Consider the following 20278-nt stretch of genomic DNA (forward strand, 5'->3'; position numbering starts at 1 on the left):
TCAGAACCGGGACGGGGACGCGGCCGGGGCGGTGAGGGAGACGGGCGGCGGGCCGTCGTCGTCCTCGCGGTCCGGGTCCGGCACGAGCACCGCGAGGACCCGCAGCAGTGGCCGGCCCGTCGTCAGCAGGGAGTCGGCGAGATCGGCGAGGCGCTCCTTCGTACGCTCCCCGGCAAGAGTGGGCTGGCGCCAGGTGCCGAGCCGCCGCTTGTACTGCTCGATGGGTTCGCGCAGCGGTTCGTCCCAGGCGTCGCGGTGCGTGTTGAGGAACGCCTCGGCCATGTCCAGGACATCGGGGAGGGCCTCGCACAGAGGCGCCGGATCGCGGTAGCGGCGCTTGTTCGCCATGGTGGGGCCCACACCGCAGCGGCGCAGCAGCGCCACCATGTCGTCGTCGACCAGGCCTTCCCTGCTCGCCTTCCGCCAGGTGACCCCCATCCACTTCACCACCGTGGGCCTGCCCAGCTTGTTCGAGTACACGCCCTGGACGAGATAGATGGGCTCCGCCACGTTCGCCGTGATCATCGGGGCCTCCTGGCGGCCCATCCCGACGAGGACCTTGTCGGTGAGCCACTCGACGACCGGGTGCAGGTCCGTGAGGAGCGAGATCTCCGGCCAGCTCGACGTCGACGACTCCCGGGCGCGCTGGAGGGAGTGTTCGGCGAGGCGGCGGTTGAACGTCACGAGCATGCGCTCGCGCAGCCGCTGCTCGCGCAGGTAGTCGCTCGGGAGCGCCTTGAGGCGGTGGACGAGTTCCGTCGGGGGGCGGAACGAGAGCAGTCCCGACTGCTGGTCGCGGTCCAGGTCCAGCCGCTCACGGGCGTCCGGGTACACCTCGCGCAGCGCGTCGTCCAGGAACTGCGCGGTCGAGTCGAAGAGCCGGGGGAGCACGGGGCTCGCGACGGCCCGGCCGCCCGACGACTCCGTACCGACAGCGGCAGACGGGGCGGCAACGGGAGCGGCGCCGCCGCTTTCCGTTGGCTGCGCCGGTGGCGCCTCCTCGCCGACCGGGCCGAAGAAGTCCGCGAGGAAGTCGTCCAGACCCGCGTCCTGAACCTCCTCGCCGGAGCGGCGGGCGTCCAGGGACTCGTCCACGGTCCGGCCGCGCAGCAGGTCCTGGATGAGGGACTTCTCCTCCGCCTCCGCCCGGTACAGACCGGTCACCGCCTCCGCCGTTCCCAGGGAACGGTGGGCCTGGTCCTCGCGTTCCAGCAGCCGTTCGGCGACCACCGTGTCGTCCTTGGCCCCCTCGACCTCGCTGGTCAGGATCAGCGCGCGGAACTCCGGGGGCCTGGCCTGCCCGTAGCGGTCGATACGGCCGTTGCGCTGCTCGATACGGATGAGCGACCACGGCACGTCGTAGTGCACCAACTGGTGACACTGCCGGTGCAGGTTGACACCCTCGGAGGCCACATCACCGGTCACCAGGACTCGTACGGGCGTGTCGGCCAGGCCGAACTCCTCGACACAGGCCATCTGCTGCTCGTCGGAGAGACCGCCGTGCATGATCCGGACGCAGTCCCTGGCGGCCCGGCCCTTGAAGCCCAGTGCCGCGGGCAGTTCCTCGGCCAGCCACTCCAGGGTCTGCACGCGTTCGGAGAACACCACGACCCGTTCGTCGGAAGAGGGCCCGACACCGATCTCCTCGCGCAGCTGACGGACGAGCGCGGCGAACTTCGCCGAGTCCGCCTCGGTGAGGCCGGCGGCCAGTTCCGACAGCCGGTGGAGGGCCGCCAGTTCGGCCGCGGTGCCCTGCGGGTCGTCCTTCTTCTCCAGGGTCTTGATCCGCGCGGAGACCGTGGCCCGCAGCGCCGCGTGGGAGGACAGGAACGACTTCAGCAGCGTGTACGGGAAGAGGGGCACCGAACTCACCGAGGTGCCGCCGTCACCGGGCAGCCAGACGGCCGCCAGCTCCTCGAAGATCTTCTCCTCGGCGGGGGTGGCGGGGCAGTGCACGGAGCGGGAGGGGCCGCGGTCCGCCCACTGGCCCTTCATCTGCTCCCGCACCTCGGGGCTGATCTTCGTCCGGCGGATGAAGAGGTGCTCGATGTCGGCCGCGCGGTAGTTCTCCGGGTCCCGGATCGCCACCGGGTCCAGCAGGCCGATCAGCTCCGCGAACGACTTCGCGTCGCCGTTGTGCGGGGTCGCCGACGCGAGGATCAGGGCGTCGGTGCGGGGGGCGAGGGTGCGTGCGAGCTGGTTGCGCAGGGAGCCGCGGTTGATCAGGTTGTGCGACTCGTCGATGACGACCGCGTCCCAGCGGATCTGCTCCAGATGATGCTGGTACTGGGCGGTGTTCTTCAGGGTGTCGATGGAGACGATGACCCGCTTGAACGAGGTGAAGGGGTTGCGGCCGGCCGGGATCTCCCGCTGGATCCGCTCGATGCCGACCGAGTCCAGCCGCACCAGCGGGATCGCGAACCGCGTCCACAGCTCGTGCTGGAACTGCTCCAGCACATGCTGCGGGGTGACGACCAGGATGCGCTCGCCCCGGCCGCGGCGGATCAGCTCGGCCAGCGTCAGACCGATCTCCAGGGTTTTGCCGAGGCCCACCACGTCCGCGATCAGCAGGCGCGGGCGGAGGTTGGCGCCGGACAGGGCCAGCTCGGCGGGGCGCCGCTGGTACGGCAGCGGGTCCATCAGGAACGAGTCGGCCAGCGCGAGCCGACGTTCCGACTGGGGCAGCGCGGTGCGTCGCAGGACCGCCTCCAGGAACAGCCGGGAGCGCTGGTAGTTCGGGGAGTCGTCCATGACGAGAGTCGTCTCACGGGGGTCGAGCAACTCGATGCGGTCCAGGCCGGAGAAGAACACGGCCTCCTGGTCGCGGACGAACTCCGACACCCCGACGACCTCGATCCGGGTACCGTCGTCCTCCGTCGGCATCGAGCTCCTGACCAGCCACTCCTCGTCCCGCACGACCACCTGCGCACCGGCCGGGTACTGATCCTGGCCGGTCGTGACGCCGCTCTGCTCCGCACTTGTCTGGACGGCGGTCACTCGTGGCCTCCTGAGGCGGTTCGGTCGTACATGGTCAGGGCCCCATCAGGGCCCGGCCATTATCGCGGGTCGCAGGGGCGTACGGGTCAGAAGGGGGTACTGGCCGCGTATGCCTCACGCAACCGCTGCGCGGTGATCCGGGCCTGCGCGGAATGCCGCACGGAGCGCCGTCGCACGCTGCCGTCGCCGCCCAGGGTGCCCCGGCCCGCAGAGGGGAGCGAGGGCCGCTCGCTGTCCCGCTCCGCCTTTCTGTCCGCCGGCGGCTGCCCTGCCACCGGGGAGGCGGGCGCGTCGTCGGCCGGTGGGGGTGTGGGGGTGTCGACACGGGCGAAGAGCAGTCGCGGATCCGTGGGCGGCGTCTGGGCCGGCGGCTTCGGCGGCGCGGGCGAGGGCACCTCGGGAGCCCGGCGGCCGGTCCGGAACCCGCTCGGCTCCTGCCGGGCCGGCCGAGGCGTAGAGCTGCCCGGTTCCTGCCGAGGGGATGGAGCGGCTACCGGGCCGTCCGCCGTGGCTCGCGCGCGGGTCGCCGGCCCTTCCGTGGCCGGGCGGCTCACGGCGAGCAGGTCGTCGAGGACGTGGGCCGGAGCGGCCGTGTAGTTCGTGAGCCTGCGCCGCGCCTGGGCGACCTTCAGGCCCTGCGCCTCGATCAAGGCCCGGCACTGCCGAACGACGTCGTCGAGCGCGGGCCGGTCCTCCGGACGGTGGGCCAGCATCGCCGTCAGCAGCGGCGCGAGCTCCTCCGGGGCGCCCGAGAGGTCCGGCGCGGTCGCGGGATCGACGACCTGGTGGAACAGGAGATGGATGTTGTCGGCCCGATAGGGAGCATGGCCCGAGCAGGCGAACAGCAGCACGGCACCCAGCGCGTACACGTCGACCGCGGGGGTCAGCGGCTTCTCACCGTTCGCCTGTTCGGGCGGCATGCAGGAGGGCGTGCCGACGACCGTGTTGGCGGCGGTCAGCGACACGCTTGACTCCGCGAACACCGCGAGGCCGAAGTCGATCACCTTCGGTCCGTTGGGCCCGAGGAGCACGTTGGCCGGCTTGAGATCACGGTGCAGCAGCCCCTGCTTGTGCACCGTGGCCAGTGCCTCCGCGAGCGTCGCGCCCAGCGAGGCGGTGAGCAGGGCGTCCAGCGGTCCGTGAGCGGCCACATGCCTGCTGAGGTCCAGCCCCTCGACGTACTCGGTCGCCAGCCACGGCGGGTCCGCCTCCGGGTCGGCGTCCAGGAGGGCGGCGATCCTGGCGCCCCACACCGTCTTGAGGATCTCCACCTCCTGCGCGAACCGCAGCCGGGTCTCGGAGTCCACGACGGACGGCTTGATCACCTTCACGGCGGCCGGTTCCCCACCCGGCGACTCCCCCAGATACACCTGGCCCATGCCGCCCTGCCCGATCCGCCCGAGCAGCTCGTATCCGCCCAGCTCGGCGGGATCGTCGGGGCTGAGGGGCGCGATGTGCACGTGGGTCCTCACAATCGGGACTGGCTGCCGGGGCAGGTGTTCACCGGCACGTTAGACCAGTCCGTGCCGGGCAGGTCGGTCTCTCAGACCGGATACGCCGTATGGATATGGCCGTCGCGGATGACGACTTCCACGTCCCTGGTCTCCCGCCCGCTGCCGTTGATGCCCACGGGCTCGCCGTGTTCGAAGCGGTGCAGGTGGGTGTCCTGCCCGGCCCTGGCGCGCGGGTTGGGGGTGGCGGGGGTGCCGTCGACGCCCTCGCGGAGCCGTCGGCCCAGGACGAAGTCGTCGCCCTCCCAGAAGAAGTCCTCGTAGAACTCACCTGGCAGTGAGGGTTCCGGCCCGGTGGGGTCGGCATTGTCCCGCACGCGGTCCTGGGCGCCCGGGCCGTGCTGTCCCTCGATGTGGGCCTCGCGTTCCTCCGTGATGCCGTGCCTGCTGCTCTCGCAGCTCACCAGCCCCCACGGGTCGGTCCAGCGAAGGGGGTCGAGGACGTAGGCGTGGTGGTTCGGCGCGGGAGCGAGGCCCAGGGGGTCCGGGCTGATGTAGCGGGCGTTCTCGGGGTCGTAGTAGCGCCGGAAGTTGTAATGGAGGCCGGTTTCCGGGTCGTGGTACTGGCCCGGGAAGCGCAGAGGGCAGTCGACCGGGCCGGCGGGACCGCCCACCGGCGTGCCCCACAGCGTCGTGCGTGCCCGCCAGGCGACCCGGCCCTCCTCGTCGACCAGCTCGGTGGGGGTGCCGACCAGGTCGGTGACGATGGCGTAGAAGCGGCGGTCGACCTCGTCCTGGTCGATCTGCAGTAGCGCACGGTCGGTACCGGGAGGTGTTCGGGACGCCCGAGAACTCCTCCTTGAAGACCGTGGCCGACTTGCCCGCCCACTCCGCAAGTGTGCTCTCGCCCGCCATGTTCTTGACCAGGCGCAGGGCGTCGGACACGTCGTCGGCGAAGTCGTGCAGGACTTTCGCCAGCCTGCGCACTCGTTGCGGATCGCCGGGGGTCGGGTCCTTGTCCAGATCAAGGACATGCCAGTCCGTTGGCCGGTTTCCCACGTTCTTCCCCCGTCGCACGGCTCCAGTCAAGGCACGTATGGCTCAGCAAAGTTACTTGATCTCCAGCTCTTAGACTCGGGGCGTGAGCCACAACGAAGAGACACCCGGCGTCGGCGCTTCCGACGGACAACAAGGGGAGCGGCCCGGGCGGGAGTCGCAGCATCTGGCTGAGCTCGGACCAAGGGGAATGTACGAAGCGGCGGAGAAGCTGTGCCGGACGACGACCGGCGACGGCCCCCTTGAAGCCTCGGCGGCGCGAGCTGTCGGGCGGATCGCCGAGACTCTGGCCGACACGCGTTCCCGGGACAGTGTGACGTTCGCTGTGGACCTCGTGAACCGGCTGCTGTCCGAAGGGGCCATGCCTCCCGGCGAAGGCGATCGGCTCCTGCGTTCCGTGGCCGCGAAGCTGGTCAAGACTCAGCATCTGCGCGACATCGAGCCTCTGTTCGGTGAGGTGCCGGACGGGATTCCGGATCCGGCGGTCGAGCTACGGGCCTGTCTCCTGGGCGAGCTGGCGCTGATCGGCTCGGGGGCCGGTCGCCGCTCCCTGGAGGCGTACGCCGAGAAGCTGCGTGAGCTGGGGCATCCGCTGGCTCGGCTGCCAGGGGCGCGACTGGACATCGAGCACCGTTTCGCCGTTCGTGTCCGGGGGCTGGGGTCGATCAAGACCGCGAAGCAGCTACGGTCGCGTTTCCCGGAGGCTCCCTCGACCGACGGCGGCGCCGTCGTCGGCCGCGGGGCCGAGGACGCCCGGGACGACGGTCGGGCGAACGCGGCCGCCCGACCGTTCACGGCCGGCGGCTGGGCCCGTGAGCCCGAGGCACGGTTCTTCACGCTGCCGAGCCCGCTCAGCCCCGACGACTTCGGCATCTCCTTCATCAAGGAACTGCCCTTGCGCTGTCTGGCGGGTGAGGGCAGCCGCCGGGGGAGCGCGCTCGCCCGCGTGACGACACCCGACGATGTGCTCAACGAACTGTTCTCGGCTTCGTACGTCGGCGGAGTGAACGGCCAGGGGCAGGGCGGTGCGTACGCGCGGCTGTATGCCTGGGAGAGTCTCTACGCGCTCATGGGGTTGCCCACCTGCGTACCCCTCTTGGAAGCGGTGCGGCGCGCGGCGGATCACCGGTGGTTGCGGTTCATGGCGTTCACGGACTGGTTCCACCACGACACCTCGGACCTGGCTTTCGCCGTGCTCGATCCCACCCGGACTCGGGTCGTGGTGCTGGCGGCGACCGATACCGATGTCCACCGCGATGCTCTCGGATAGCGGGAAGTCGTCCCTGGCACCTTCTTCGCCTTTGTCGTCAGAATGGGCCGAGATCCTTCCGGCCCTGTGAAGAAGGACGTGGGCGTCACCAGCACCGTGCTGCGGAACCGCCGCCGGATTCCGGCCGCAGGGGTTCGGAGACCACGCTGCTCTGGCCGGACGTGACGCTTGGGGGTCTTCGGGTGAGGCGCTCGGAGCCTCGGCCTACTCGCGCTGGCCTGCGGCTGTATCACCTGGCCCCTGGTGAGAACCGTTCTCGATGAACGAACACGTGACGTGCATGTCCCAGAGAAGTCCCAGGGGCAACTGCGAGTCCCCCCTGCCCCGCATCTGTGCAGGTCAGGAGGGGTTTCGCGCTGCTTTTCCTCGGACCCTTCAGATGTCCCGGAAGAGACCAGCCAACGCCCTGACCTGCCCCGTCTGGCCATCTCGCATCGTTGACCTGCATGAATGGCCTTTCGGCTGTTTCACGCTCGTACCGGCTGATGCAGCCGGAAGTCCCAGGAAAGTCCCAGAGCACTCCCACTGGCAGGAGCCGCACTTTCGGCTCTGTGCAGGGCGTGCGGGCACGTGTGGGCTATAGGGATTGTGGATCGATGGTCTGCCCCGAACGAACGGCAACGCGCGCTTCTCGGACGGCTTGCGTCCGGGGAGGATGCCGCAGGGTGGGCACCGGGGGACTGGCGGTCGGCATACGCGCTGCGTGACCGTGGTCTGCTGACGGTCCGGCGCAGCGGCAGGGACGTGCGCGCGGAGGTCACGGAGGCCGGACAGTTCTCCCTTCGGCGTGGTTGCCGTCCCGGGGCCCCGGCGTCGTCGGAAGGCGACACACAAGTGCAGGCCAGCAGGCCGGATGGGCGTCGACGCGGCCCCGCGCCGTACAGCGAGCGCCCGGTCGCTCGCGCCCGACGGGCGAAGGCGATCGACTTGGTCCAGCGGCTGCTCGCGGAGGGGCGTGTGCGTGTCGCCGATCCTGATCACGAAGAGGTCGCCGAGTGGCGGCATCTTCCAGCGCCCGCGCGTCGCGCGGGCCGCCGGCCCGGTCCCCCCGCCCCCCGGCCCGTGACAGCAAGCTGTGCGGAACGCCTCACTATGCGTTCGCGGTCGTTTATAGTTCACCGACGACCGCGGCCGTCCGTGCGGAGTGCCCCTTCCCCCTCCACGCCACTCAGGCTCCGCGGTCGCATGACCACGCGCCGGCATCTCGGGTCAGGTGCGGAAACAGGCATGGGAAGGGGAAACGGGGCAATGGCAGAGGCGATGTCATCGGCCGACGAGGACGGGCGGGCGGTTTCCTCCTCTCCCGGCCCCGTGCCCGCCCCCCGCCGTACGTCGGCCCGTCGCCGGACGCTGCGCATCCTCGGCATCGGGTGCGCCGTCGTCCTCCTCGGCGCCGCAGGGACCGGATGGTGGATGTACCGCGGCCTGGACAGCAACATCAAGGGCGTGGACATCGACCGGGCCCTGGGGGACAACCGTCCGGAGAAGGCTCCCGCCGCGCTACAGGCGACCGACATCCTGGTGCTGGGGTCGGACTCCCGCGCGGGTGACAACGCGGAACTGGACAGCGGCGCGGTGAGCGGTGCCCGTTCGGACACGGCGCTGGTGCTGCACGTCTCCGAGAACCGCTCCGAGGCCGTCGCGGTCAGCATTCCCCGCGACACCCTCGTCGACCGCCCGTCCTGCACCAGGGCGAACGGCACCGAACTGGGTCCGGCCACCCGCGTGATGTTCAACTCGGTCTACTCCGCTGCCGGTTCCGCCTGTGTGGTGAAGACCGTGGAGCAGATGTCCGGGGTGCGGATCGACCACCTCCTGGAGATCGACTTCGTCGGCTTCAAGGAACTGGTCGACGACATAGGCGGCGTGACGGTCGACGTCCGTGAACCCATTCACGACACCAAGGGCGGTTTCACCCTGGACGCCGGAACCCACCGTCTGAACGGCGCCGACTCCCTGAAGTTCGTCCGCACCCGCTACGGCTACCGCGACGGCACCGACCTGGGGCGGATCGGCCTCCAGCAGCAGTTTTTGACGGCCCTGCTCAGCGAGGTGAAGAAGCAGGACCTGCTGGGCAACCCCGTGAAGTCCTACCAGATCGCCCAGTCCATGACCAAGGCGCTGACCACGGACTCCGAACTCGCCTCGCTGACCGCACTGGTCGACTTCGGGCGCAGCATGAACGGCATCGACCCCGGCTCCCTGGAGACCGTCATGCTGCCGGTGAAGTACGACAAGGCCGATCCCAACCGAGTCGTGGCGGCCGAGCCGCGGGCTTCCGCGCTGTGGGAGGCCATTCGGCAGGACGAGGCGATCCCGGCCTCGGCGAAGAAGTCTCCGGCGTCCGCGGGCTGAACCGCCGAGCCCCGAGGCGGCGGCACCAAGGGTGCTGTCATCATGGACACACGCACGCGCGCTTGGAAAGCACAGGGGGTGCCGATGACGGAGGTGAGCGACAGAGCCGCCGGAGTGGCGATGTCGTTGGGCGAGGCGCTCGGACGGCTGCGGGGAGCGCAGAAGCGGGCCGGCGGGGTGTCGCTGTACTCGAGGTTCGTCAATCGCCCCACGGGCCGGTTGCTGGCGGCCGGCTCGTACGTCGCCGGACTGACTCCCAACCAGGTGACGCTGATCAGCGCCGGGTTCAGCTTCGCCGGCGTGGCGGTGCTCGCCTTCGCCGAGCCGTCGTGGGGGACGGGCTTGGTGGTGTGGCTGGCGCTGGCTGTCGGGTTCGCCTTCGACTCCGCGGACGGGCAGCTGGCACGGCTGCGGGGCGGCGGAAGCCCGGCGGGCGAGTGGCTGGACCACGTGGTGGACTGCGCCAAGATCACGGCCCTGCACACCGCCGTACTGCTCACCCTCTACCGCCACCCAGGACACTTCGGCGCAGGCTCCGACGCGTGGCTGGCACTCCCCCTGGGGTTCCTCTTCGCCGCGATCGTCACGTTCTTCGGCGGTCTGCTCACCGAACAGCTGAAGCCGAAGCCCGCCCCGGGCAGCGCCCCCGCGCCGCCGTCGACCCTGCGTGCGGTGGCGCTGCTCCCGGTCGACCACGGCGTCTTCTGCCTGGTGTTCCTGCTGCTGGGCGGGGGAGAGCTGTTCCTGTGGGGGTACGGCCTGCTGGGCGTGGCGGCGGTGCTCTACCTGCCGCTGTTCCTGGCCAAGTGGTTCCGGGAGCTCAGCCGCCCGGCCGCAGCCGCCGAGGGGCGGACGGGAAAGTGACGTAGCGACAGGGCCTACGGCCGCAGGGCCTGTTGCGAAAGTCCCTGACGGTCCCCGGCCCCGGCCTGATCCGCCGGGTGCCCCTTCCCGTGTGTCAGGGCGTCGAGTGCCCGGCGCAGCTGGGTGCTGGAGGTGTGCACGGTGTACGGGAAGTAGACGACGTCGACGCCCACCGCGGCGAAGTCGCGCTCCAGCCGCTCCCCCTTGGGGGTCCCGCGCCAGTCGTCCCCCTTGAACAGGACGTCGAAGCGGACCTGTTGCCAGGTCTCCAGTTTGTCGGGGACGGTTTCCACGAAGGCCGCGTCCACGTACTTGATGTTCCGGACGATCTCCAGGCGTTCGATGAGCGGGATCACCGGGCGCCTGCCCTTGGCGAGTTCGGCCATCTCGTCCGACACCACCCCTGCCACCAGGTAGTCACAGCGCTCCCGCGCGTGGCGCAGGATGTTCAAGTGCCCGATGTGAAAGAGGTCGTAGGCGCCGGGGGCATACCCCACCCGGTACAACTTGCCTTCTGCCATGACGACTTGCCCCCTGAAGCAGTTCCTCCCCCCCGCATGTCGGGCTGACACTATCGTGCACACAAGCGAGGGACGTGTGAACGATTAAGGTACCTGAGTAATCGTTCGTCACGAGGGGGGCACACGATGAGCGAATCCGGGTCGGCCGGACCGCCCGGCGCCGGGCGGCACAGACGGCTGCTTCTGGTGTCGACCAACTACGCGCCGGAACACACCGGCATAGGTCCCTACGCCGCCCAGATCGCCGAGCACTGGGCGGCACAGGGCCACGAGACCCACGTGCTGGCCGGCATGCCGCACTACCCGTCGTGGTCGGTGGACCCGGAGTACCGGGGAAGGTGGCGGCACACCGAAATCCGCGAGGGAGTGACGGTGCACCGCAGGCGGCACACCGTCCCACGCCGGCAGACGGCGGTGCGGCGAGCCCTGTTCGAGGGCTCGCTGCTGGCGCACAAGCTCACCGCTCCACCGCGGATGCCGCGGCCGGACGCCGTCATCGCCCAACTGCCCAGCCTCGCGGGTGGTGTGGCCGGGGCACGGCTCGCGGCCCGCTGGCGGGTGCCCTACGTGCCCGTCGTCCAGGATCTGATGGGAGCCGCCGCCGCGCAGAGCGGCATCGAGGGCGGGGACCGGGCGTCGGCCGCGGCGGCGCGCGTCGAGGCGTACGTGTTACGGCGGGCCGACCTCGTCGGCGTCATCCACGACACGTTCACCGCCAAGGTCACCGCCCTCGGCGTGGCCCCCGACAGGATCCGGACCCTGCCGAACTGGTCCCATGTGGCCGCCCCGGCCGGGCCGCGCGAGGAGATCCGGCGCCGACTCGGCTGGGCTCCCTCGGACACCGTCGTCCTGCACTCCGGGAACATGGGCCTCAAGCAGGGCCTGGAAGTGCTGGTGGAGACGGCGCGTCTGGACCCGGCCGTCCGCGTGGTGCTCATGGGGGACGGCAACCAGCGCGAGACCCTTCGGCGGTTCGCGGACGGCGTGCCCAACCTGGAGTTCCTGCAGTCGGCCCCGGAGGGCGACTTCCCGGACATGCTCGCGGCGGCCGATGTGCTGGCCGTGACCCAGCGGGCCTCGGTGCTCGACATGAGCGTGCCGTCCAAGCTGACGTCGTACTTCGCGGCCGGCCGGCCGGTCGTCGCGTCGGTCGCGGACGGCGGCGGCACCGCCTGGGAGGTACGGCGCTCCGGCGCCGGTGTCCTGGTGCCGCCGGAGGACCCGGCCGCCCTGCTGACGGCGGTACGTGATCTGGCCGCCGACCCGGCGGCGGCCGCGCGGCTGGGAGCCGCGGGGCCACGCCACGTGGCGGCCCATCTGAGCCGGGCGGGGGGACTGGCCCGCTACGACGCGCTTCTCGACGAAGTGCTGTCAGGACAGCGCCCGGCGGTGAGGGGATCGGCGACATGACGCAGTCACATGAAGGTACGGCGGACACGGCGCCGGTGACCGGGGCGGACGACGAACCGGACCTGTTGCGGGACCAGTTCCGGCAGCTGTTGAGGTATCCCAGGCTGATCGTCGGCGGGGTGCTGCTCGGTCTGCTGGGCGGTGCCTGGCTCGGCTACAGCACATCCGACACCTATGTGGCCACCAGCGACGTGGTGGTGCGCGCCGCGATCGAGAACCCGTTCAATCCGAGCGTCGCGGCCGACAAGATCCTCGACATGAACACCGAGCGGCAAGCCGCCACGAGCAGGAGAACGGCGAAACTCGCAGCGGACGCGCTCGGCTTCCGCGGGGACGCGGAGACGTTGCTGGAGGGCCTGCAGGTGACCAACCCGCCGCAGTCGCAGGTGCTGAGCTTCAGCTACACCTCCCAGGACCCCCAGGTGTCGGCGCGGCACGCCAACGCTCTGGTCAAGGCGTATCTCGACGACCGCGAACAGGACACCGACCGCACCCGGGACGCCATGCTCGAAGGGCTGCAGCAGCAGCTCGATCCGGTCTCCAAGCAGCACGACGAGCTCGCCGCGAAGCTGGAGAACGGCGTCGGCACCGAGGCGGACTACACCGTCAAGGCCAACCTGCTGGGCCGCATCACGGAGCTCGGCAACCGGATCAGCGACCTGCGGTCGCTCGACACGACACCCGGCAAGGTGATCAAGGAGGCGACGGTGCCCACCGCCTCCGACGGCCCCGGGTGGGCGCTGTCGCTGGGGCTGGGCGGCGCCGTCGGCATCGCGCTCGGCCTGCTCATCGCGTGGGCGCGGCTGGTCTTCGACCCGGCGGCACGCTCGGAGGGGGACGTGGCCCGCGCGCTGCGCGCCCCGGTCCTCGGTGCGCTGCCGCGCACCCGGGACACCGATCCGCTGCTGACCGAGGACCGCCAGGACTCCCCGCTGGCCGAGGAGTACCGCTCGATCGCCTACCGGCTCGCCTACGACCGGCGGTTCGCCGACCGGCGACGGCTCCTGGTGGCCGCGCCGCGCGGCTCCAGCCGTACGGCGGCCGCCGTGGCCGTCAATCTGGCCGCGTCGTTCGCCGAGACCGGCAAACGCGTGCTGATCGTCGAGGCCGAGCTGCGCCGGCCGTCCCTGGAGGGGCAGTTGCGCGCCCGTGAGATCAGCGGTCCGCGCTGGGGGCACGGTGCGGAGTCCGACGACTGGCCGGGGCGGCGGAGGCTGACCGTGGACGCGGGCGAGTCGGGCAGCTTCGCCCTGGTGCCCGGGACCCGGGTCCGCAACGTGGCGCGGGCGCTGACCTCGCCGGAGATGTCCCGGCTGGTGGAGGAGGCGGACGACCCGAAGGTGACCGTGATCGTGCTGACTCCGCCGGTGTTCGCCTACGCCGACGCGCTGGCGCTGGTCGACCGGGTCGACGGAGTGCTGGTGGTGTGCGATCCGCGCGGCGTGCACCGCTCCCAGCTGGCCCGGCTGCGGGACCTCATCACTGGTGCGGGAGGCACCGTGCTGGGCACGGTCATGCACCGGGGACAGCAGGGCAGGACCGGGCAGGAGCAGAAGAGCAAGCGGGGCAAGCGGCGCGGCTCCACCGAGGGTTCCGCCAGCGAGCCGGCGGCCGGACACCGTTCCGTGGACCCGTCCTGGTCCGTCGCGGACCACTACCGCGACGACCGGGGCCGCGGGGCGGAGGAAGCCGAGCTCGGCGACGCCTCGACGACGATGGCGCTGGGGGTCGTCGTACCGCCCGATCGCTCGTGAGCGCCGGAACGAGCGCCGACGTGAGCGCCGGAAACGGCGCACTGCGGACGCGTACCGCGGCCCTCGCCTCGGTACTCGACCAGGGCGCCGCCGGACTGACCAACATCCTGGTGCTCGTCCTGGCCGCACGGCTGTCGACAGCATCCGGGTTCGCGCGGTTCTCCATGGTGTACCTGGTGTTCACCGTGGTCCTCGGCCTGTTCATGTCCTACGTCGGGCAGGCGCTGGTGCTGGTACGCGGCGACGCCGGCCGCGTGGCGACGGCCTGTCGCTCGGCGCTGGCGTTCACCGCGGTGTCGGCGTGCGCCGTCGGGGCGGCTCTCGCCGCCGCCGGCTGGGCGGCTCCCGCCCCCGGGCGGGCGCTCACGACGCTCGGCGCGGTCCTGCCGGTCGTCCTGCTCCAGGACGCCGCACGGTACTGCTTCTCGCTGCTGGGCCGCCCCCACCACGCGCTGGCGGCGGACGGGCTGCGGCTCGCCTCCACCGTGACGGTCCTGGCCCTGCAGCCCGACGGGGCCTCCCCGGCCCGGCTGGTGCTGGCGTGGGGCCTCGCCGCCCTGCCGAGCCTCGCGCTCGCCGCCCTGTTGCTGCGGCGGACGCTGACCGGAGCCGGCACGGATCTGGGCCAGTACGCCGTCCGCGGCCACCTGGGGCAGCGCTTCGCCGTCGAGTTCGCCGTCGGCAACGGCTCCAGCCAGCTCGCGGTGCTGGGACTGGGCGCACTGGGCAGCCCGCTGGCGGCCGGGGCGCTGCGCGGCGCCTCCGCGCTCTTCGGCCCGCTGAACGTGTTCTTCGGCGCCGCCCAGGGCTTCGGCCCGCCCCTGCTGAACCGGCTCGGCGGAGGCCGGGCCGTGGTCCGGGCCACCGTCCTGCTGGGCGCAGCCCTGGCCGCCGTCGGCGCGGCATGGGGGACGGCATGGTGGCACCTCCCGGACCACTGGGGCCGCCAGGTCCTCGGCGACACCTGGCCCGCGGTCGCGGAACTGCTGCCGGCGACCGGCACGCAGTACACGCTGATGGGCCTCGGCGTGAGCGCCCTGCTCACCCTCCGGGTGCTCAGCCCCCGCGAGACCCTCCCCGTCCAGGTGGCCTTCTCGCTGCTCTCGGTAGGGCTGTTGTACGCAGGCTACGCCTGGGCCGGAGCGCTGGGCGCGGCCTGGGGCCTGGCCGCCGGGTCAGGGGCGAAGGCGCTGGCCGCGTGGCTGCGGGTGCTCGGGGTGCGTCGACGGTCTCAGGCGGGCGTCGACGGCGGCTCCTCCCCGCAGCCGCCCGTAACGGACGTCGAGGCGGTGGGACGGTGAGTCGGACGAGCGACGGTACCGGGGTGTGAGCCGCCCGGGGGCTGCGAGAGCACGCTGCGAGACACTGGTGCAGACGTCGCCCTCGCGGACCTGCGGGACACCGAGCTGGTGGCCAGGCTCGTACGTGGGGACGGGTGAAACGCGTGTGGCCCGACGGTCCAAGGACCGCCGGGCCCATCGCTCGTACGGCGTCAGCGGTCGATCAGCGTCACGCGGTCGCTGACGCCACGCACGCCGCGCTCGAACTTGCGAACGGGGCAAGCCGGAGGTCGCGCAGAGAGGCGGCCGATGGGGGCGGCGTGGAGGGCGTGTACCCCGGTTGGGCTCAGAAGATCGGTGCTTGCAGACAGCCACGAGGGAGCCATGGCCGTCACATGCTTGATGCTCACGCGGCTGCCTGAAGGGGGCTTTGGGCGCCTTCGACGCTTACGAAAGCGTCGTCCTCCCGCTCCTTGCGACCGGTGACTTGCTGACGGCCCGTGCGCGCGGCCTGTGGGAGCAGCCGGCGGCTGGGCCTGTGTCGTGCCCATTCTCGTGAGGTGCGTCAGAGGGATGAAGCCGTCCGTCGGGTCACGTCCACGGGCGTGGTACTGCGACCGCGCCCAGGCAGCCGAATCAGCAGGTGCGACACATTTCACGGCCGTGTTGCAGTTCAAGTCGGTAGTCAATGCCGTCCCTGACGGCCAGGAGCTGGCCGCGGGTCGTTCCGAGTCGTCCAGTGCTGCCCTCCGGGCCACACCGAGCCCTCAGCCCAGCCAAACCCCCCGCTCCCGCCGGTACGTGGCGATCAGCACGAGGCACAGTACCGCGATCGCGACCCGGCCCGTGGCCTGGAGCAGCGGGCCGCGGATGAGGATGAACGAGTAGCCCGCGAGCAGCGGGACGGCGATCAGCAGCAGGCTGCCGGGGGGAGCGCGGCGGACGGCCCGGCGGGCGAGCCGTCGGTCGACGCGGGCCGCCGCGTACCCGATGGCGGCCAGGCCGGCAGTCATGCCGACCGGCCCGAAGTCGAGCCATAGCTCCGCCCACACCGGTGAGGACAGATTCGTGTTGACCGTGCCCATCCACTCGCCCACCAGAACACCCGTGTCGGTCGGCTTGTCCGGCCAGACCGAGCGCGGTACGGCGAACAGCAGCGAGCCCGCCAGCTGGTATCCGTAGGAGTGGCCGGGCCCGGACTCCGCATAGGTGATCGTGTTGGCGAACATGCCGACCTGGTCGTAGTCCTTGAGCGCCAGCGGCTCCAGGAACGACGTCGTCTCGACCTGCCGGGTGTTCTTCTCGTCGTACCGGAACCGGTCGGCGAACGGGAAGACCAGCAGGGCGACCACCACGCCGAGGCTCAGGGACGTCCGGTACATCGCGGCGCTCACCGGGAACACCGTGAACAGCAACGCGAACATCACTGTGAGGAACCAGTAGCGGGGGTTGGAGATCGGGTTGTTGACGATGGCGTTGAGGACGACGAGCGCGCCGAACGTCGCGATCACCGACCAGGTCCTGCGGGCCCGCCGGGACGTGACCAGCCAGCGGGTGTAGACGAGCAGGGCGACCAGCGGCAGCACGGTGCCGAAGCCGCGCAGCAGGGCCTGGCCCGCCTGAGAGCCGTCGCCGGAGAGCCCCGCCTCCTCGACGCTCGCGATGATCTCCTGGCGGCTGCTGAAAAAGACCACGAGGCCGCCGAGTTTGACGATGAGGAGAGCGCCGGCGGCGAAGGCGAGCAGTGCCAGCAGGGACAGGCGCCTGCGGTGGATCAGCAGCGGCCGGGTGTCCGCGGAGGCACCGCTCCCTGTCGCGGCACCGTCGTACGCCGACCCTCCGCGTGTGTGTCCGCGGCGGCGCCACGGCGGGCGGTACTGGGCGAGCAGCGCTCCCACGTCGAAGGCGAAGCAGCCGAGCAGCACCAGGGAGACGGCCTGGACGAGATCCTCGCGGGGCCCGACGACCGGCGTGGGCACCCGGCCGAGGACCGCCTGGGCGAGGGGGGCCACCCCCATCGCCATGTAGCAGAACATCCAGAAGGAGGCCTGGAGCAGCTTGCGGCGGGCGGCCAGGACCATGGCGGACAGCCGCACCCCGCAGTAGACGGTGAGGACGAACTGGAGATGGAAAGCCGCGTCGCGGGGGCCCTGGCCGGACTGGGAGACGACCACCAGCGGCAGGAAGCACGACAGCCCCAGCACCAGCGGCACGGCCAGCGCCCGGGAGAGCAGCGTGCGGGCTGCGAACGGGGGTGGCAGCGAGACGGCGCCGTGCGTGGTACCAGCCGTCGAGTCGTGCTTCTCCGGTGCTGTGCTGTCGGCCGCCACTCCATATACCCCTATCGCCCCCGGGGGCTGCCCCTACCCCTCATCACCCGGGGGTTTCCCATGGTTCTCCGGGTCTTCCCGGCGGTCTTCGGTCGGCGCCCGGTCCCGCCAGTCTAACGAGCCCCACGCCTGGCGATGCGAGGTCCCGGGGGCCCAGGTCCCGGGTCGGGGACGTGTGGTGACGGTGCGACAGGCGCTAACCTGGGCCCCGTCGCGCGGCCGCACCGCGCGCCACGACCTGGCACAGGGGGGGAGTCCGGCGCCATGCGCGATCTCTCGGCGTTCACGCTGACCGGGTACGACAAGGGGCGCGGCAGGCTGACCCAGGCGCTGTGGTTCGCCGTGCAGAACTTGGTGTTCGCCCCCTGGTGGTGTCCGGCCCGGTTGCGGGTCGCGCTGCTGCGCGCGTTCGGCGCCACCATCGGTGACCACGTGCTGATCCGGCACCGGGTCCGGGTGCTGTGGCCGTGGAAGCTGACGGTGGGTGACCACTCCTGGATCGGGGAGGGCGCCTGGCTGCTCAACCTGGAGCCCATCACCATCGGCGCCCAGGTGTGCGTCTCGCAGGAGGCACTGCTGTGCACCGGCAGCCACGACCACCGGGCGGCCGACTTCCGCTACCGCAACGCGCCCATCACGGTGGAGGACGGGGCGTGGATCGCCGCTCGCGCCACGGTGCTAGCCGGAACCCGCGTGGGACGGCACGCCGTGGTCGGCGCCGGTTCGGTCCTCCACCGCGACCTGCCCGAACTCACCCTGCACACCGCCGACGGCGACCGTCGCCCCGTCAAGGAACCGATGTGAGCGCGTCGGGCCTGGGAGACGGCGCCGGGGCGTGCCGGGTGTGCGATGCGACGGGGGCGCGCAGCCCGTGGAAGGCGGGCGTGCGCCGGGTCCGGAGGGGGCCGCGATGAGTACACCGGGTCCGGAGAGGGCCGCGATGAGCGCGGCGCTTCCAGAAGGGGCGGGGATGAGTACGGCGCGTCCGGAGCGGGACGGGATGAGCACGCCGGGTCTGCGGGTGCTGCACGTCGTCACCCTGCATTCCCCGACCGGTGCCTTCGGGGGCCCGGTCCGGGTCGCCCTCAACCTGTCGCACGCGCTGCGCGAGCGCGGTCACGCGCCCCGGCTGCTGGCCCTGGCCGACGGGTTCGGTACGGCGCCGCCCACCGACGTGGAGGGGATCCCCGCGCGGCTGCTGCCTGCCCGGCGGCTGCTGCCGCTCGGCTTCAGCGGCATCACCTCACCCGCGCTGCTGGCCGGGGCCGGCCGGCTGGTGCGCGCCGTGGACGTGGTTCACGTCCACCTGGCCCGCGACCTGGTGACCCTGCCCGTGGCCCTGGCCGCGCTGCGGGCCGGTGTCCCGCTGGTGCTGCAGACCCACGGCATGGTCGACCCCAGCGAGAGGCTTTTGGCCAAGGTGCTCGACGCGCTGGCCGTACGGCGGCTGCTGCGCGGCGCCTCGGCCGTCCTGCACCTGACGGCGCACGAACGCCGCGGCCTCGACGACGTGCTGGGCGCTCCGCTGGGCAACGCGGTACGACTGGTGAACGGGGTGCCCCGGCAGGCAGCGGTGTCCCGGCAGGGGGCGCGCCCGGTCCCGGAGGGTCCGCCCAGGATCCTGTACGCGGCCCGCCTCCAGGCACGCAAGCGGCCCCGTGACTTCGTGGCGGCGGCCCCGGAGATCCTCCGGCACCACTCCGATGCCCGCTTCGTCGTCGCGGGGCCCGACGAGGGCGAACTGGCCGCCGTACGGGAACTGATCGACAGCCTGGGGCTGCACGACCGCTTCGACTGTGTCGGGCCGCTCAGCCCGGCGGGGGTGCTGGACGAACTGCGCCGCGCGCACGTCTACGTCCTGCCGTCCGTGGACGAGCCCTTCCCGATGTCGGTGCTGGAGTCGCTGTCCGTCGGCACACCGGCCGTGGTGACCGAGTCGAACGGACTCGCCGCCGCAGTCCGGGAGGCGGGCGCGGGCCGGGCCGTCGCGGACGCCGCAGGGCTCGCTCCGGCCGTCCTGGAACTGCTGGAGCCGGGCAAGGCGGAGAAGGCGTCGGCGGCCGCCTGTGCGCTGGCCGCCGACGCCTTCTCGATGGACGCCGTGGTGGAGGAACTGCTGGGGGTCTACGGACGGGCCGTGGCTCAGGCCCGCAGCCAGGCGTAGCAACCGGTGGAGACGAACTCCGCCGCGTCGGCAGGGATGTTCAGGGTGCTCTGGTCCTCGCCGTCACCCGTCCCGGAGCCCGCATCCAGCTCCTTGCCCTTGGCATCCATGATCCCCCAGAGGCAGTCGGGGACTGCCGAAACGGTCCGGTAGCGGCCGGGCTCCGGGTCGGTGTGGGTGCCGTCCGGGTACCCGCCCTCGGCCGCGTCCAGCACCGGCCGCTGCTCGGGGCAGAGGTGGGTGATGGCGTCGGCGGCGTCCCGGATCTCCCCGGAGACGACGGCGGCCGCGGCCACGTCCTTGTCGCGCTTCGCGGTGCGCTCGATCCGCTGGCACGCCTCCTGGCCGACCTCCAGCACGGCGGCGGGTTCGACCGATTCGGGCACGCGCCCGCTCAGGTACTTCTTCTCCTTCTTGGTGAACGAGCCGGTGGCGGGCTTCAGTTCCGAGTCGGGACGTACGGGCCCGGTGGAGGCGGACCGTGCGGGTGCGGAGCTGCTGCCGTCGCCCGCCGAGTCCTGCTCCCCGGCGAGCCGCTCGGCCGCCGAGAGCGATCTCGTGGGGCTGGAGACGGACGGGGTGTCCTTGCCCGCAGGCCCGGACGACGAGCAGCCCGCCACGGCCAGCACCGCCGTCAGCAGCAGGGGCGCCACAGCCGGGCGCCGGAGGTGGTTACGCATGTCTGTTGCTCCTGCTCCGGTGGTTCCGGGGGGGGGGGGGGGGGGGGGGGGAACCCCCCCCCACCAAAACAACGCCGGCGAGCGCCAGTGGCCTCCGAGTGAGAGAGAGGAGATACACCTCCTAGGGTGTTCCCGACCAGAAAGAC

13 protein-coding genes and 2 pseudogenes are annotated in these 20278 nt (G+C 71.6%); 8 read left to right on the forward strand and 7 right to left on the reverse strand.

Features of this window, described 5'->3' with window-relative positions; genetic code table 11:
- The 4 genes and pseudogenes from ACZ5TL_RS28035 to ACZ5TL_RS28050 form a co-directional block, all read right to left on the reverse strand.
- A complete protein-coding gene (locus tag ACZ5TL_RS28035) occupies nucleotides 1-2997 on the reverse strand; it encodes a DEAD/DEAH box helicase (RefSeq protein ID WP_468593223.1) in 2997 nt (998 codons plus the stop codon).
- Nucleotides 2998-3083: 86 nt separating this feature from the next.
- Nucleotides 3084-4457 (reverse strand): serine/threonine-protein kinase, encoded by a 1374-nt coding sequence (locus ACZ5TL_RS28040; RefSeq protein ID WP_468593225.1) that lies wholly within the window; start codon nucleotides 4455-4457, stop codon nucleotides 3084-3086.
- Nucleotides 4458-4905: 448 nt separating this feature from the next.
- Nucleotides 4906-5245: pseudogene (locus tag ACZ5TL_RS28045) on the reverse strand (RHS repeat-associated core domain-containing protein); the annotation flags it as partial.
- 28 nt (nucleotides 5246-5273) lie between these two features.
- Nucleotides 5274-5507: pseudogene (locus tag ACZ5TL_RS28050) on the reverse strand (putative T7SS-secreted protein); the annotation flags it as partial.
- Nucleotides 5508-5589: 82 nt separating this feature from the next.
- Between ACZ5TL_RS28050 and ACZ5TL_RS28055 the strand changes: the two are divergent.
- The 3 genes from ACZ5TL_RS28055 (at nucleotide 5590) to ACZ5TL_RS28065 (ending at nucleotide 9993) form a co-directional block, all read left to right on the forward strand.
- Nucleotides 5590-6774, forward strand: a complete 1185-nt coding sequence (locus ACZ5TL_RS28055; RefSeq protein WP_468593226.1) for a DUF6183 family protein — start codon at nucleotides 5590-5592, stop codon at nucleotides 6772-6774.
- A 1260-nt stretch (nucleotides 6775-8034) separates the two neighbouring features.
- The gene (locus ACZ5TL_RS28060; RefSeq protein WP_468593348.1) at nucleotides 8035-9129 is read left to right on the forward strand and encodes an LCP family protein; all 1095 of its coding nucleotides are present in this window, start codon (nucleotides 8035-8037) and stop codon (nucleotides 9127-9129) included.
- An 84-nt stretch (nucleotides 9130-9213) separates the two neighbouring features.
- The gene (locus ACZ5TL_RS28065; RefSeq protein ID WP_468593227.1) at nucleotides 9214-9993 is read left to right on the forward strand and encodes a CDP-alcohol phosphatidyltransferase family protein; all 780 of its coding nucleotides are present in this window, start codon (nucleotides 9214-9216) and stop codon (nucleotides 9991-9993) included.
- 14 nt (nucleotides 9994-10007) lie between these two features.
- Here ACZ5TL_RS28065 and ACZ5TL_RS28070 read toward each other — a convergent pair whose 3' ends face one another.
- The gene (locus ACZ5TL_RS28070) at nucleotides 10008-10514 is read right to left on the reverse strand and encodes an FAD synthase family protein (RefSeq protein ID WP_468593228.1); all 507 of its coding nucleotides are present in this window, start codon (nucleotides 10512-10514) and stop codon (nucleotides 10008-10010) included.
- A gap of 126 nt (nucleotides 10515-10640) precedes the next feature.
- On the opposite strand from ACZ5TL_RS28070, the gene ACZ5TL_RS28075 reads away from it, so the two are divergent.
- Genes ACZ5TL_RS28075 through ACZ5TL_RS28085 form a run of 3 tightly spaced genes read left to right on the forward strand, consistent with a single transcriptional unit; the run spans nucleotide 10641 to nucleotide 14979 of the window.
- Nucleotides 10641-11924, forward strand: a complete 1284-nt coding sequence (locus ACZ5TL_RS28075) for a glycosyltransferase (protein WP_468593229.1) — start codon at nucleotides 10641-10643, stop codon at nucleotides 11922-11924.
- Entirely contained in the window at nucleotides 11921-13678 is a 1758-nt protein-coding gene (locus ACZ5TL_RS28080) for a lipopolysaccharide biosynthesis protein (protein WP_468593230.1), read from the forward strand. The genes ACZ5TL_RS28075 and ACZ5TL_RS28080 overlap by 4 nt, the downstream gene beginning before the upstream one ends.
- Before the next feature lie 41 nt (nucleotides 13679-13719).
- Nucleotides 13720-14979, forward strand: coding sequence for an MATE family efflux transporter (locus ACZ5TL_RS28085; protein ID WP_468593349.1), 1260 nt, complete (start codon nucleotides 13720-13722; stop codon nucleotides 14977-14979).
- A 746-nt stretch (nucleotides 14980-15725) separates the two neighbouring features.
- Here ACZ5TL_RS28085 and ACZ5TL_RS28090 read toward each other — a convergent pair.
- Complete coding sequence (locus ACZ5TL_RS28090; protein ID WP_468593350.1) at nucleotides 15726-17219, reverse strand: hypothetical protein; 1494 nt, start codon at nucleotides 17217-17219, stop codon at nucleotides 15726-15728.
- 333 nt (nucleotides 17220-17552) lie between these two features.
- On the opposite strand from ACZ5TL_RS28090, the gene ACZ5TL_RS28095 reads away from it, so the two are divergent.
- Together ACZ5TL_RS28095 and ACZ5TL_RS28100 are read left to right on the forward strand one after the other, a co-directional pair.
- Nucleotides 17553-18092: a WcaF family extracellular polysaccharide biosynthesis acetyltransferase gene (locus ACZ5TL_RS28095; RefSeq protein WP_468593231.1), complete on the forward strand. Its 540-nt coding sequence runs from the start codon at nucleotides 17553-17555 to the stop codon at nucleotides 18090-18092.
- 211 nt (nucleotides 18093-18303) lie between these two features.
- Entirely contained in the window at nucleotides 18304-19452 is a 1149-nt protein-coding gene (locus tag ACZ5TL_RS28100) for a glycosyltransferase (protein ID WP_468593351.1), read from the forward strand.
- Here the strand turns inward: ACZ5TL_RS28100 and ACZ5TL_RS28105 are convergent.
- Complete coding sequence (locus tag ACZ5TL_RS28105) at nucleotides 19431-20132, reverse strand: hypothetical protein (protein WP_468593232.1); 702 nt, start codon at nucleotides 20130-20132, stop codon at nucleotides 19431-19433. The genes ACZ5TL_RS28100 and ACZ5TL_RS28105 overlap by 22 nt on opposite strands.
- Nucleotides 20133-20278: the final 146 nt, after the last annotated feature.

The sequence above is a fragment of the Streptomyces sp. NPDC033136 genome, from assembly GCF_055578235.1.